General features: G+C 69.1%; 9 protein-coding genes. 7 read left to right on the top strand and 2 right to left on the bottom strand.

Annotated elements, in window-relative coordinates; all coding sequences use genetic code 11:
• Positions 1-866 precede the first annotated feature (866 nt).
• The 3 genes from BLR49_RS12730 to BLR49_RS12720 all read left to right on the top strand — a co-directional run bounded on the left by BLR49_RS12730 (position 867) and on the right by BLR49_RS12720 (position 5,117).
• Positions 867-1,931 carry an ABC transporter substrate-binding protein gene (locus BLR49_RS12730; protein WP_092538206.1) on the top strand — a complete coding sequence of 355 codons (1,065 nt, stop codon included), beginning with the start codon at positions 867-869 and terminating at the stop codon, positions 1,929-1,931.
• Positions 1,932-2,067: 136 nt separating this feature from the next.
• Positions 2,068-3,816, top strand: a complete 1,749-nt coding sequence (locus tag BLR49_RS12725) for an ABC transporter permease (protein ID WP_092538204.1) — start codon at positions 2,068-2,070, stop codon at positions 3,814-3,816.
• 122 nt (positions 3,817-3,938) lie between these two features.
• Complete coding sequence (locus BLR49_RS12720) at positions 3,939-5,117, top strand: ABC transporter ATP-binding protein (protein ID WP_092538202.1); 1,179 nt, start codon at positions 3,939-3,941, stop codon at positions 5,115-5,117.
• 232 nt (positions 5,118-5,349) lie between these two features.
• Here the strand turns inward: BLR49_RS12720 and nrdF are convergent, their stop codons facing one another.
• Complete coding sequence (nrdF, locus tag BLR49_RS12715) at positions 5,350-6,324, bottom strand: class 1b ribonucleoside-diphosphate reductase subunit beta (RefSeq protein WP_092538200.1); 975 nt, start codon at positions 6,322-6,324, stop codon at positions 5,350-5,352.
• Between the two features lie 172 nt (positions 6,325-6,496).
• Between nrdF and BLR49_RS12710 the strand changes: the two genes are divergently transcribed.
• The gene (locus tag BLR49_RS12710) at positions 6,497-8,146 is read left to right on the top strand and encodes a Na+/H+ antiporter NhaC family protein (RefSeq protein WP_245690731.1); all 1,650 of its coding nucleotides are present in this window, start codon (positions 6,497-6,499) and stop codon (positions 8,144-8,146) included.
• Between the two features lie 300 nt (positions 8,147-8,446).
• Positions 8,447-10,198 (top strand): DUF885 domain-containing protein, encoded by a 1,752-nt coding sequence (locus tag BLR49_RS12705; protein ID WP_092538196.1) that lies wholly within the window; start codon positions 8,447-8,449, stop codon positions 10,196-10,198.
• A gap of 65 nt (positions 10,199-10,263) precedes the next feature.
• On the opposite strand, the gene BLR49_RS12700 is transcribed toward BLR49_RS12705, so the two are convergent.
• A complete protein-coding gene (locus BLR49_RS12700; protein WP_092538194.1) occupies positions 10,264-11,646 on the bottom strand; it encodes an amidohydrolase in 1,383 nt (460 codons plus the stop codon).
• Between the two features lie 84 nt (positions 11,647-11,730).
• Between BLR49_RS12700 and BLR49_RS12695 the strand changes: the two genes are divergently transcribed.
• Positions 11,731-12,696 carry a helix-turn-helix domain-containing protein gene (locus BLR49_RS12695; protein ID WP_143013777.1) on the top strand — a complete coding sequence of 322 codons (966 nt, stop codon included), beginning with the start codon at positions 11,731-11,733 and terminating at the stop codon, positions 12,694-12,696.
• A gap of 112 nt (positions 12,697-12,808) precedes the next feature.
• The coding region (locus tag BLR49_RS12690; RefSeq protein WP_218121367.1) for an Ig-like domain-containing protein at positions 12,809-14,241 on the top strand (1,433 nt) is incomplete at its 3' end.

The following is a 14,241-nucleotide window of genomic DNA, read 5'->3' as shown; positions in this document are numbered from 1 at the left end:
GCCCAGATCGGTAGCTATAACCGCCGAGATCGGTAGAAGTCACGTGCCCAGATCGGTCGTTGTGGTGGCTGGCCCCTGTTTGTTCTTGTGGTAGTCGTGCCGGTGGGTCGGGTGGAGCCTGTCCACGGTGTGGGGTCGTCGGCCTGTCCGGGGCGCGTGCCGCCTTTTGCTGTCTGTGACCGCCCCTGCCGGCGGCCGGTGGGCGTAGGGCGTGGTCGGGGACGTCACGAACACGCGTTGGCGTCATCAACACGACTTCTTGGAGGTTTGCACGGCTAATACCCGTGCAAACCTCCAGGATCTCGTGCGCCTGAGCCTTACTCGTGTTCCCGAGGACAACTCGTGCGCTCGAGCCCCGCGGCGGGACGCCGCCCCGCCACGAACCCGGACCCCTGCGGGAACCACCAACACGCTCGAGGCCCCAAGGGCCTGGTTGGCGAGAGTGTGGGTGCCGAAGACGTGTTCTCGCACGACCTTGGTAGGGACATGGCGCGACCACCCCGGGGTTGTGCAGTGCCTACCAAGGTCGTGAACCGCACCCCGGGGTCGGGGAATGCATGGGGCCGGGGCGCGCGTCCGTGGTCCGCCCCACGCCCCCAAACCGGACGAGCCGATCTGGGCACGTAACTTCAACCGATCTCGGCGGTTATACCTACCGATCTGGGCACGTCACTTCTACCGAACTCGGCGAAGAGGCAGAGGAGGCCCGCCGCCCGCACCGCCCCACAGAGAACCGCACCGACCCGCGAAAATGACAGGTCTGTCACAGTCCGCGATCGTCGATCCATCGCCACCGCCGTCCGCGCCGTGCATCATGGAGATGACTTGGCGCACAGCTGCGTCAGCACTTCCCGAAAGGCATTCCCATGCGTACTTTCTCGCGGTATGGCACCGCGCTGCTAGCGGCCGTCATGGCCGGCGGACTCGCCCTGTCCGGCTGCGCCGGCTCCACCGACTCCGGCTCCTCCGGCACCGACTCCGCCGAGGGCCCGATCACCATCGCCTGCGGTGCGATGGAGGATCTCTGCCAGGCCTGGACCAACAAGTTCACCGAGCAGACCGGCATTGAGGCCACCTACGTGCGCCTGTCCTCGGGCGAGACCGTCGCCCGCCTGGCCTCCGCCAAGGACAACCCCGAGTTCGACGTCTGGCACGGCGGACCGGTTGACGGCTACGGCGAGGCCGTCAACCAGGGCCTGATCGAGGCCTACTCCTCCCCGGAGGCGGAGAAGATCCCCGACGAGTACAAGGACCCCGACGGCAACTGGACGGGCGTGTACATCGGCGCGCTCGGCTTCTGCTCCAACCAGGCCCAGCTGGACAAGCTGGGCGTGGAGGTCCCGGACTCCTGGGACGATCTGCTCGACCCGGCGCTGAAGGGGCAAGTCTCTACGGCCCACCCGTCCACCTCCGGCACGGCCTTCACCACCCTGTGGACCCAGGTGACGCGCCTGGGTGGCGAGGAGGCAGGCATGGAGTACATGAAGAAGCTGCACAACAACGTGCTGCAGTACTCCAAGTCCGGCACCGCCCCGGGGCAGATCGCCGGTCGTGGTGAGGCCGCCGTCGGCCTGGTCTTCTCCCACGACTGCGTGAAGTACCAGGAGGAGGGCATGACCGACCTGGTCGTGTCCTTCCCCGAGGAGGGCACCGGCTACGAGGTCGGCGGCGTGGCCCTGGTGGCCGGGTCCAGCCACAAGGCGGCCGCACAGGCCTACATCGACTTCGCCATCTCCGCCGAGGGCCAGAACGTCGGTCAGACCGTGGGCTCCTACCAGGTGCTCACCAACCCGGACGCCGACACGAGCGACAAGATGGCCAACCTCGATGAGATCAACCTCGTCGACTATGACTTCGCCGCAGCGTCCGCGGCCAAGCCCGACCTGACCGCCCGCTTCGACGACGAGATCGCCGCCGAGCCCAAGGAGTAACCCGGCGCATGCCGTGCCGGCCGGTGCGGACACCCTCGTGGTGGCCCGCTCCGGCCGGCACTAACCCGCGCGGCACGCCCCAACCGAGGCCCGTCGCCGCCGACCGCTCCCCGCCCGACCCAGCCGAGGACCACCCATGACCTCAAGCGCGACACCCATGACCGCCGCATCCCTCACCCAGACCCCGCCCGCCAAGGCCTCTGCCCGCGGCCGCACCCGGGTAAAGCAAGACCCGGTGACGACGACGATCCTCGTCGTCGTCCTCCTCGTCCTCATCTTCCTCGTGCTGCTGCCGCTGGGCCGCGTCCTGGGCGAGGCCCTGTCCGCAGACGGCCTGGCAGTGCTCACCAAGCTCGCAACCTCCCGCACGAACCGGAACACGGTCCTGAACACGCTCGTGCTCGGCACGGTGGTGGGCACCGTCGGCACCCTGGTGGGCTTCCTGCTGGCCTACGTGCAGGTAAGAGTGGCCTTCCGCGGCAAGCGCCTGTTCCACCTGATCTGCCTGCTGCCGGTGGTCTCCCCGCCCTTCGCGGTGGCGACGGCGTCGATCACCCTGTTCGGACGCAACGGCATCATCTCCACCCAGCTGCTGGGCCAGGAGTGGAACATCTACGGCCTGCCGGGGCTGACCCTGGTGCTGTCGCTGTCCTTCTTCCCGGTTGCCTACATGAACCTGGTGGGCATGCTGCGCAGCCTCGACCCGGCCATGGAGGAGGCCGCCGCCTCCCTGGGTGCCTCCAAGTTCACGGTGTTCCGCACGGTGACGCTGCCGATGGTGGTGCCGGGCCTGGGCGCCTCCTTCCTGCTGCTGTTCACCGAGGCGATCGCCGACCTGGCCAACCCGCTGGTGATCGGCGGGGACTACACGGTGCTGGCCTCGCGCGCCTACATCGCCATCAACGGCGAGTACAACACCGCCGCAGGCGCCGCCTACTCGCTGGTGCTGCTGGTGCCGGCACTGTTGGTGTTCCTGCTGCAGCGGTACTGGTCGGGCCGGTCCTCCACCGTGACCGTGACGGGCAAGCCTGCCGGCTCCTTCGAGCTGCTGCGCGCCAATGTGGCCCGCATTCCGCTGCTGGTGGCCTGCGTGGCCGTGCTGGCACTGGTGGTCACGGTGTACGCGGCCGTGGTCGTCGGCGCCTTCGTGGAGATCCTCGGGGTGAACAACTCCTTCACGCTGCGGCACTTCGAGTACCTGCTGTCCGGCATCGGGAATGAGTCGATGATCGACACCACCATCCTGGCGCTGATAGCCACCCCGATCGCCGGCATCCTGGGCATGCTGGTGGCCTGGCTGGTGGTGGTGCGGATGCGCCGCGGCGCCGCCCTGATCGACTTCCTGGGTATGCTGGGCCTGGCGGTACCCGGCACGGTCATCGGTATCGGCTACCTGGTGACCTTCAACCGGCCGGTGGCGCTGTTCGGGGTCAACATCATCGCCCCGCTCGCCGGCGGCAGCGCCATCGCGGGCGGCGCCATGGCGATCGTCATGGTGTACGTGGCGCGCTCCATGCCGGCCGGGCAGCGCTCCGGCATCGCCTCCCTGCAGCAGATCGACAAGGCCATCGACGAGGCCTCGACGTCGCTGGGGGCCTCGGGTGCGCAGACCTTCCGCCGGGTGACGCTGCCGCTGATCCGGCCGGCGTTCCTGACCGGTCTGGTCTACGCCTTCGCCCGCTCCATGACGACGCTGTCCCCGATCATCTTCATCACCACCCCGCACACCAAGATCATGACCTCGCAGATCCTGGCGGAGGTGGACGCGGGCCGCTTCGGCAACGCCTTCGCCTTCTGCACCATTCTGATCCTGATCGTCATGACCGTGATCGGCGGACTCAACCTGCTGATCCGCGGCACCGGTGCGGGCCGCCAGCCCCGCTGAGCTGCGCCCGCTGAAAGGCGGCAGAACAGCACCGGGTCGCAGCGCCGTCGTCGTCCCTCCCAACCATCCGTCACCAGCCATGCCCCCAGTCAGCGGGGCGAGAGAGCCAAGGAGGCTCCCACATGACCACTTCCACCACCTCCGCGCAGACCGGACGCACCGGAAAGCCCGCCGCTGAGAAGGATGCGCCCACCGGGCACCTCGAGCTGCGCGACGTCGTCAAGGTGTTCTCGAACCGCGGCAAGGACGTGTACGCCGTGCACGGGGTGAGCCTGGACGTCGCCCCCGGCGAGTTCATCACCTTCCTGGGGCCCTCCGGCTGCGGCAAGACCACCACCCTGCGCATGATCGCCGGCTTCGAGAACGCCACCGCGGGGCAGGTGATCCTGGACGGGCAGAACATGGTGTCCCTGCCGCCCAACCGGCGCCCCATGTCCATGGTGTTCCAGTCCTACGCCCTGTTCCCGCACCTGTCCGTGCGCGACAACGTCGGCTACGGCCTGAAGCTGCGGCGCGTGCCCGAGGCGGAGATGCGCGAGCAGGTGGACGTGGCGCTGACCTCCATGAACCTGACCTCGCTGGCAGACCGCGCCCCCAACGAGCTCTCCGGCGGCCAGCAGCAGCGGGTGGCGCTGGCGCGCGCCATGGTGGTACAGCCCAAGGTGCTGCTGTTCGACGAGCCGCTGTCCAACCTGGACGCGAAGCTGCGCGTGCGCATGCGCCTGGAGATCCGGCGCCTGCAGCGGCGCATGGGCATCACTTCGATCTACGTCACCCACGACCAGTCCGAGGCGATGACCATGTCCGACCGGATCGTGGTGATGAACGCGGGCCGGATCGAGCAGGTGGCCACCCCGGAGGAGATCTATCGGCGGCCCGCCTCCACCTTCGTGGCGGACTTCATCGGCCGCGCCAACTTCCTGCAGGCGACGGCGCAGGGCGTGTCCCCGGGCAAGTGCGGCGTGCAGGTGCTGGGGCGTGGCGTCGAGGCCGCCTGCCATGCGGACGTGCGCGACGGGGACGCCGTCACCGTGGTGGTGCGCCCGGAGTCGGTGCGCCTGGAGCCGGTCGGCGCGCAGGATGCCGCCGCCGGTGCGGGCGAGCTAGTGGGCGACATGGGCCGCGTGCTGTCGGCCGTGTTCTACGGCGACCACGTGGAGTACGAGGTGGAGACCCAGGTGGGCACCATCGTCTGCGTGGAGTCCGACCCCGACGTCAGCGCCGTGCATGCCGAGGGCGACGCCGTACGCGTGGGCTTCGCCGCCTCCCGCGCCTGGGTGCTGCCCGACACCGGGGAGTAACACCCGGCGCCGATTCTTCACGCACCCGACAGGGCGGTGCCTCATCATGCTGAGGCACCGCCCGCGACGCTTCGGCACTTCCCTTGACGGTTCGGCACTTGGCAGCAACGCTTCGGCACTTCCCGCGACGGTTCGGCACCCCTACTGCCGAACCGTCGACTGAAAGTACGAACCGTCCACCGGAACACACGAACCGTCAGCCGAACGTACGAACCGTCAGTTCAATGTCGGCTCAGAAGTCCCAGTCCTCGTCCTGGGTGGCCTCGGCGGTGCCGATGACGTAGGAGGAGCCGGAGCCGGAGAAGAAGTCGTGGTTCTCGTCCGCGTTGGGCGAGAGCGAGGCGAGGATCGCCGGGTTGACGTCGGTGGTGTCGGCCGGGAACAGCGCCTCGTAGCCGAGGTTCATCAGCGCCTTGTTGGCGTTGTAGCGCAGGAACTTCTTGACGTCCTCGGTCAGGCCGAGCTCGTCGTAGAGGTCCTCGGTGTACTGCTCCTCGTTGTCGTACAGCTCCATGAGCAGCTCGAAGGTGTAGTCCTTCAGCTCGGCCTGGCGCTCGGGGGAGGACTCGCGCACCGCCAACTGGTACTTGTAGCCGATGTAGTAGCCATGCACGGCCTCATCGCGGATGATCAGGCGGATCAGGTCGGCGGTGTTGGTGAGCTTGGCGTGGGCCGACCAGTACATGGGGGCGTAGAAGCCGGAGTAGAACAGGAAGGACTCCAGCATGGTGGAGGCGACCTTGCGCTTCTCCGGGTCGTCGCCGCGGTAGTAGTCCAGGATGATGCGGGCCTTGCGCTGCAGGTTCTCGTTCTCCTCGCTCCAGCGGAAGGCCTCGTCGATCTCGGCGGTGGAGATCAGGGTGGAGAAGATCGAGGAGTAGGAGCGGGCGTGCACCGACTCCATGAAGGCGATGTTGGTCAGCACCGCCTCCTCGTGCGGGGTGCGGGCATCCGGGATGAGGGATACGGCGCCGACGGTGCCCTGGATGGTGTCCAGCAGGGTCAGGCCCGTGAACACGCGCGTGGTCATGTTCTGCTCGGCCTGGTTCAGCGTGGCCCAGGACTGGACGTCGTTGGACAGCGGCACCTTCTCCGGGAGCCAGAAGTTGCCGGTGAGGCGGTCCCAGACCTCCAGGTCCTTGTCGTCGACGAGCCGGTTCCAGTTGATGGCCTGGACACGGTCGATGAGCTTGATGGGCTCAGGCATGGGTCCTCCCGGGTGTGCTCAAGTTGAGGCCCCTCATGCTACCGACGACGACGACGCCCTCCCGGCCGCGCCGACGTGAGATGCCCCGCGGCCGGGGCCGACGCATGCACGTAATGCGCGAGGCTTCCCGCAGACCCGAACTGCTGATGCCTTAGCCTGGTGCCACCCCGGCATGCAACGAATGGAACTGTTGATGATCGAGTCCTACCCGGTACTGTCCCTCGTCCCGCCACTCCTGGCGATCCTGCTGGTTATAGGGACGAAGAAGGTCATCTCGTCCCTGGCTGTGGGCATCGTTGCCGCCGCTTTCCTGGTTGCCGATGGCGGCATCCTCAGTACCCTGGCCAAGGTCTGGGAGGCCTTCTCCCAGATCTTCTGGTCGGAAGGCGCACCCAATTCCTACTACATCCTCATCCTGGTCTTCCTGCTGACTCTCGGCGTCATCACCTCCCTGGTGCTGATGTCCGGCGGCACCCAGGCCTTCGCCGAGTGGGCGATGACGCGGGTCCGCACCCGGAGGGGCGCCCAGGTCCTCGCGGCGGCGCTGGGAACCGCGATCTTCGTCGACGACTACTTCAATGCCCTGGCCGTCGGGCAGGTCGCCCGCCCCGTTTCCGACCGGCAGCGGGTGTCGCGGGCCAAGCTCGCCTACCTGATCGACTCCTCCTCGGCACCCGTCGCCGTGCTCGCCCCCTTCTCGAGCTGGGGAGCCTCGATCATCGGCATCATGGGGCCGATCGTCGCAGCTGTCGGCATCCAGGTCTCCGACGCCGGCGCCTTCATCCGCTCCGCAGGGATGAACTACTACGCCATCGCCGCCCTGATCCTGCTGTGGATCACCGTCGTCCTGGAGATCGATTTCGGCCCGATGCGCCGCGAGGAGAGCCGCGCCGCCTCCACCGGTGGCCTGTACGACCCCGACGAGCAGATCCCCGGCCAGCTAACCGATTCCCTGCCGCGGCACGAGCCGGGGGCGATGCGCGCCCTCATCATTCCCTTCGCCGTCCTGGTCGCGGGGGTCATCGGTGGAATCCTCCTGACGGGGCATCACGCGTCCGGCTCATGGTCCATTCTCGAAGTGCTCGCCAGCACCGACGTCGCCCTGTCCCTCAACCTCGGCGGCGTCCTCGGGCTCGCGACCGCGGCCTTCTACTACTTCCACTTCACCCACGAGGACCCGATCTTCGAGGCCAGGACGGCCGCCAAGGGTGTTGTCGAAGGCGCCCGCTCGATGCTTCCGGCCATCAAGATCCTCCTGTGCGCCTGGATGCTCGGCTCGTTGATCTCCGAGCTCGGTACGGGCGCATACCTGGGCTCGCTCGTCGAGTCGACCGCGGTGTCGGCGCGGTGGCTCATCCCGATGCTGTTCGTCGTCGCGGGGGCGATGGCCTTCGCCACCGGCACCTCCTGGGGCTCCTTCGGCATTCTCCTGCCGATCGCCGGGGAGATCATGGGCGCGGTCGCCGGCGGCGGCGAGTTGCTGATCCCCGCATTCGGCGCCGTCCTCGCGGGTGCCGTGTGGGGCGACCACTGCTCCCCTATCTCGGATACGACGATCCTGTCCAGCACCGGAGCGGGCTGCAACCACATCACCCACGTCAACACACAGCTCCCCTACGCGGGTGCCGCCGCAGGCGCGGCGCTGCTCGGGTACGTGGTGTTCTCGGCGACGGGGTCCGGAGTACTCGGCGTTGTGGTCACCGTCGTCGCACTGAGCGGCTTCGCCCTCGCGATCCGCGCGTGGCTGCCGGCCATCGACGCCGCGAATGAGGACGCGTCCACGCCTGCCGAAGAACCCGAGGACGCATCAACCACAGCCTGAGTGCCCTCCCGGTTGCAACCCACGAGGTGGCCATGACAGCAAATCACGACCTTGGGGTACGTTCCACGACCCCGGGGTGGTCGTGATTTGTACCCCAAGGTCGTAAACCGTCAGCTGCCGCCAGGTGCTCGTCGACCAACCTGCACGCCCCCGCACCTGAACCGAGACGACGGCGGCCGCTCGCTACACCCCGGAATCGGAGACTCCCGTTTGTTCAGCGATCCAGGGGCGGTGAGCCGGTGGCGCGCGACAAGTACATGCCCTTGAGCTGATCAAGCACCGGTGCCCTAGTCTTCGCCCATGACCGAGACTCCCTCCAACATCCCCGCGGTGCCGCCCACAGGCGCCCATCCCGTCGGCAGCTCCACCCGCCGCCCCACCGCCGTTGATGCCGTGGCGGAGCGCTACGTGGAGCAGCTGGCCGACCTGTCCCCCGAGTTCGCGGTCTCCGTGGGGTTTCCGGGCCGCCGCGGCGAGCTGGACGGGTACTCCCCGGAGGCCCTTGAGGCGCTGACGGATCTGGATCGGCGCGCGCTCGCCGAGCTGGAGGACGTCACCCCGGTTGACGCGGTCGACCGGGTCACCGTGGCCGCCATGCGCGAGCGGCTGGGCGTCTCCATTGAGGCCGCCGAGGCCGGAGAGGTGCTGCGCCACCTGGACAACATCGCCTCCCCGATTCAGAACCTGCGGGATCTGTTCGACAACCTGCCCACCGCCACCGAGGCCGACTGGGCGGACTTCGCCGCCTGCCTGCGCGACGTGCCGCGCGCCCTGGACGAGTACGCCGGCTCCCTGCGCCTGGCCGCGAGCCGGGGTGACGTGGCCGCCCGGCGCCAGGTGGAGGCCTGCATCAGCCAGGCCCGCGATCAGGCGGCGGAGGCCTCCAGCTCCTACACGGCGCTTATCGACGCCGCCGCCACCGCCGACGGCGCGCCCCTTCCCGAGTCGCTGCGCGCTGACCTGCACGCGGCCTCTGCGCAGGCCCGCGCCGCCTACGGTCGTATCGCCGAGTTCCTGGGAGAGCAGATCGCGCCGCTGGCCGGGGAGGCCGACGGCGTGGGCCGGGAGCGCTACGCCCGCTTCTCCCGCGAGTTCCTGGGCGCTACGGTCGATCTGGACGAGACCTACGAGTGGGGCCGCGAGCGCCTGGCCGCCATCGACGCCGAGCAGCGGGCGATTGCCGCGCAGTTGTACGGCGAGGGCGTGAGCGTGCGCGAGGCGATGGACCGGCTCAATGCCGACCCGGCGCGCACCATCCACGGCACCGCCGCCCTGCAGGCCTGGATGCAGCGCACCGCGGACGAGGCCATCGCGGCGCTGGACGGCACCCACTTCGACATCCCGGCCCCGCTGCGCACCCTGGAGTGCCGGATCGCGCCGTCGGCCACCGGCGGCATCTACTACACGGGCCCGAGCGACGACTTCACCCGGCCGGGGCGCATGTGGTGGTCGGTGCCGGAGGGGACCGACACCTTCGCCGCCTGGCAGGAGCGCACCACCGTCTTCCACGAGGGCGTGCCCGGCCACCACCTCCAGGTCGGCATGCAGACCTATGTGCGCGACGAGCTCAACTCCTGGCGCCGCCTGGCCTGCTGGGTCAGCGGCCACGGCGAGGGCTGGGCCCTGTACGCCGAGCAGCTGATGGCCGACCTCGGCTTCCAGGACGACCCCGGCGACCGCATGGGCGTGCTCGACTCCCAGCGGCTGCGGGCCGCCCGCGTGGTGCTGGACATCGGCGTGCACCTGGGCAAGCGGCGCCCGCCGGAGCTGGCGGAGCTGCCCGGCGTCGGCGACGGCGTCTGGGACGCCGACTCGGCCTGGGCCTTCCTGCGCCACAACGTGGCCATGACCGAGTCGTTCCTGCGCTTCGAGTTGGACCGCTACCTGGGCTGGCCGGGGCAGGCGCCCTCCTACGCCATCGGCCAGCGCCTGTGGGAGGCGACCCGCGACGAGGCGCTGGGCCGCGGGCAGTCCCTGAAGGACTTCCACACCCGGGCGCTACGCCTGGGCAGCATGGGCCTGGACGTCATGCGTGAAGCACTGGCCGAGTAGGCCGATGCGGCGCCGGGAACCAGGGCGGGCCCGTCACAGGCGGCTGTGACGGGCCCGCCCGGCCTCTACTCCTCCCAGAATCCGGCGACGTCCACGGCCCCGCCGGCGGCCTCGAAGTCGGCGCGCACGGCCTCGCGCAGGTCGGCGTCGTGCAGCCAGTCCAGGGCGACGGCGGCCAGCCCGTAGGCGCCGTCGACGGCGGCGGCGTCGCCGGTGGGCGAGCCGGCGGCCGCTGCCATCTCCCGAGTGTGCAGGGCGACGTCGTCGCGGTCGGTGACCTTGATCAGCGGGTGGATGCCGGGCACGCGCAGCGACACGTTGCCGAAGTCTGTGCCCGCCGCGATCGTCTCCGGCACCACGCCGGCCGGCAGCGGGTCGCGGCCGCGCTCCCGCTGGGAACGCACCCAGGCGGTCAGCAGCGGACCGTTGGAGCGCACCGGCATCTCGTTGGTGTTGGCGTCGGTGATGATCTCAACCCCCGTGCCGGTCATGAGCGCCGCCCCGCGCAGCAGGTCCTCCACGCGCCCCACCAGGTCCTTGAGCGTCTCGGGGTACTTGGAACGGACCATGAGGTTGAGCTCGGCGCGCTCGGGGATCACGTTGGCGACCTGCCCGCCGTCGTCGACGACGGCGTGGACGCGGTCCATGGGCAGGATCTGCTGGCGCAGCAGGCCCAGGCCGGTCAGGGCCAGGGTGGCGGCGTCCAGGGCGTTGCGGCCCATGAAGGGCTGGGAGGAGGCGTGGGAGGGGATGCCGGTGTACACCGCGCTCATGCGGCGCACGCCCAGCCAGGTCTGGTCGGCCAGGTCGTGGGCGTAGGCGTGGGTCTGGATGGCGGCGTCGACGCCGTCGAGCATGCCGCGCTGGGCCAGGATCTCCTTGGCGGTGTCGGACTCCTCGGCCGGGGTGGTCTGCAGGATGACGCGGCCGGGCAGCGCCCCGGGGCGGCGGCGCTGAAGCTCGGCCAGGGCGAGGAAGGCGCCCACCGAGTTGGCGCACATGACGTTGTGCCCGCAGCCGTGGCCGACGCCGGGCAGGGCGTCGTACTCCGCCAGGATCGCCATGGTTGGAACGCCGGGGTGGGCGGGCGCGTCTTCGGCCGCGCCGATCTCCGCCCGCAGCGCCGTGTCCATGCCGAAGACGCCCGCCTCCGAGTCGATGCCGTGGGTGCGCAGCAGTTCGGCTACGACGGCGACCGCGTGGTGCTCGGCGTGCCCGACCTCGGGGTGGGCGTGCAGGTCGCGTGACAGGGCCACGAACTCCGGCGCGAGGGAGTCGGTGACGGCGGCGAGCTCGGCGCGCAGGCCCGGGTCGGCGCCGACGTCCTCGGGCAGGGCGGGCGCGGGTCCGGCCGCAGCGGCGCGGGCGGCGGTCTCCTCTGCCATACGGGCCTGGACGGCGGAGCATGGCGTAGTAGGGCGGGAGAGGTCGCGTAGCGGACGATTCATGGCGCTGATTGTGCCGCGCTTACGTCCACGAATGCCAAGACCCATCCCCAGCATGATCGGGCAGCCGCCATTAGCATCACTGTCATGGACGCTTCGGACGTTAGGCCGCCACGTCGATTACTTGCCGAGCTCGGTGTCAGCGAGGCTGCCGAAACGCTGTACCTGGCCCTCCTCAGCGGAGGTCTTCCCGACGAGACCGCAGGCGATGAGGTGATCGCCGAACTCATCGAAGCCGACCTCGCCGTCGTTGCCGATGGGGTTCCGAGCCCACGCTCAGCAGCACGCGCATTGCGCAACCTGGAGCAACAACACCTAGAGGATGCGCACCGCGCCAAGGTTGCCGCCCTCGAGCTGGACCTGCTGGAGCAGGGCGGTCGACGCACGGTGGAGACAACCCGGTCCCCACAGCGGGCCATCGCCATGTTCAACCAGATCTTCACCACTGCGCGCACACAGTTCCGGGGAATGGATCGGCCTCCGTACCTGACCTCCTCGGGAAAGCAGGCGAGTACGCAGCAGGAGTCACTGCGCCACGGCGTACGGCACCGGGCCCTGTACGAGATGGCCTCCCTGCACGATCCGGAATACTTTCGCGTAGTCGCCGCCTCAATCCGGCAGGGCGAACAGGCCCGTTTCGTGGAGCGCCTTCCCTTCCGCATGCTCCTCGCCGACGAGACGACGGCGCTCATCCTGCGCCATGGCCCCGACGACGGCGTCATTACCACCCGCATCACCGACACTGCGGTGGTGGCGACCTTCGGCGACCTGTTCGAGCAGCTGTGGCAGACGGCCGTGCCCATGCCGCGCGCGCTGGCCGCCGAGGAGACGCTGCCGCACAACCGCGAGCTGATATGGGCACTCGCCTCCGGCATGACCGACGAGGCGATTGCGCGGCAGCTCGGTGTGAGCCTGCGAACCGTGGCCCGGCGGGTTGCCGAACTCAACCGCCTGATGGGGGCACAGAGCCGTTTCCAGCTGGGGATGCAGGCGGTACGGTTGGGGTGGCTGCCGCAGGCAGACGACAGGCCAGACGCGCCACAATCGGTGTGACACACGTATGACATGGCAGACTTTCGCCACTCGACACTGGCAAGGGCATTACTAATCCTGTGCTTCGATGAGTCCCGTATCCCAAGTTCCCGATTCATCGAAGGGAAACACAATGAAGGCGTTACGCTCACTCGCCTGCGCCGCGGCCCTGGTGCTAGCTCTCGCTGTTCCGGGGTCCGCCGCGTCTGCCGACGTCAGCGACGAGGCCACCCAGAGCAGAGCCGCAGCCGCGGAAACCTGCGCCGGCTCGGTCACCTCCGTCGCCTGGCGGGAAGGCACCCACGTATCCAACGGCACCTATGTCTCCGACGCCTCCGGCCTGGTCCGCGCCGATCTGACCTGGGCTGCTCCCGCCACCGCGAGCTCCGGGGACAGCTTCACGCTGACCCTGCCGGCCGAGTTGGAGAACCGCGGCCCCAGCAGCTTCGACCTGACGGCACCGGACGGCGCCGTCGTCGGCCAGGCCACCTGGTCCGGCAAGACGCTCAACTTCGTCCTGTCCGAGTATGCCGACACCTACGGCGACATCACCGGCACCGCCTGGGTGACCCTGGGCTGGGACCGCTCCCAGGTCGATGAGGCGGGCGGCGACTACACGCTGACCTTCAGCTCCTGCGGTCAGAGCTTCCAGCTTCCCGGAACCTATGTGGGCCCCGGCCCCACCGGCGTGGACCAGGCCAGCGGCAAGACCGGCGTGTACGACGCCGACATCAGTAGCTCCCGCTGGGTCGTGTACGTCGGCACCACCACGCAGGACGTGTACGAGCCCCTGGTCATTGAGGACCTCGGTGGTGAGGGCCTGACCCTGACCTGCGAGGGCGCGAAGATCTACGACCGCACGCCCTACCCGCACACGGCAGTCGTCTACGACAACGAGATCGACTCCAACCGCTGGTCCTGCACGGAGACCGCCGGCGGCGGCGTGCGCATCGTCTTCAGCCCCATGGCCGACGGGCGCTACCAGCCCGCTCACGAATCGCTCCAGATCGACCTGCGTGCCGACGTCGGCCCGGAAGTCGCCGACCTGGACGAACTGGTCAACACCGCCACGATCTCGGTGGCAGAGGATGGCGAGCCGGCCACGGTGGTCGGGCGCGTCGAGCTGCCCAACAGCGGCGGGACCGGATCCGGCCACCGGGCGTCCTTCACGATCGAGAAGGTCACGACCGGAACCGCGGCGCCGGCCGACGCCTCCTACCAGTTCTCCTACAAGTGCCTGTCCGCCGACTTCATTGACATGCCTGCGATTCAGGCGGGGCAGACCACGACGCCGGTGACGACCAAGTCCTCCGCCACCTGCCAGATCGTCGAGAAGGACCTGCCCGAGGACGTGAGCGTCTCTTACGAGGTGGACGGGGCGACGGCGACGCCGATCGAGAACGGGGTGTCGCTGACATTCCCCATCGATGCGGCCGCGACGGTGAAGATCGTGGCGACCAACGCCTTCCCGGATGAGCCGATCGTCGAGCCAACCACTGAGCCCACCGTGGAACCCACCACCGAGCCCACGGTCGAGCCCACCACCGAGCCCACCACCGAGCCCAC

It is taken from the genome of Actinomyces ruminicola, from assembly GCF_900103885.1.
Classification (GTDB): Bacteria; Actinomycetota; Actinomycetes; order Actinomycetales; family Actinomycetaceae; genus Actinomyces; species Actinomyces ruminicola.
The sequence above is the reverse complement of the archived record's forward strand: the minus strand, read 5'-3'. Positions and strand labels throughout refer to the sequence as shown.

Bases quoted from the DNA above. Each gene is read 5' to 3' on its own strand.
- BLR49_RS12730 (WP_092538206.1), top strand. From the start codon at position 867: ATGCGTACTTTCTCGCGGTATGGCACCGCGCTGCTAGCGGCCGTCATG.
- BLR49_RS12725 (WP_092538204.1), top strand. From the start codon at position 2,068: ATGACCTCAAGCGCGACACCCATGACCGCCGCATCCCTCACCCAGACC.
- BLR49_RS12720 (WP_092538202.1), top strand. From the start codon at position 3,939: ATGACCACTTCCACCACCTCCGCGCAGACCGGACGCACCGGAAAGCCC.
- nrdF (WP_092538200.1), bottom strand. From the start codon at position 6,324: ATGCCTGAGCCCATCAAGCTCATCGACCGTGTCCAGGCCATCAACTGG.
- BLR49_RS12710 (WP_245690731.1), top strand. From the start codon at position 6,497: ATGCAACGAATGGAACTGTTGATGATCGAGTCCTACCCGGTACTGTCC.
- BLR49_RS12705 (WP_092538196.1), top strand. From the start codon at position 8,447: ATGACCGAGACTCCCTCCAACATCCCCGCGGTGCCGCCCACAGGCGCC.
- BLR49_RS12700 (WP_092538194.1), bottom strand. From the start codon at position 11,646: ATGAATCGTCCGCTACGCGACCTCTCCCGCCCTACTACGCCATGCTCC.
- BLR49_RS12695 (WP_143013777.1), top strand. From the start codon at position 11,731: ATGGACGCTTCGGACGTTAGGCCGCCACGTCGATTACTTGCCGAGCTC.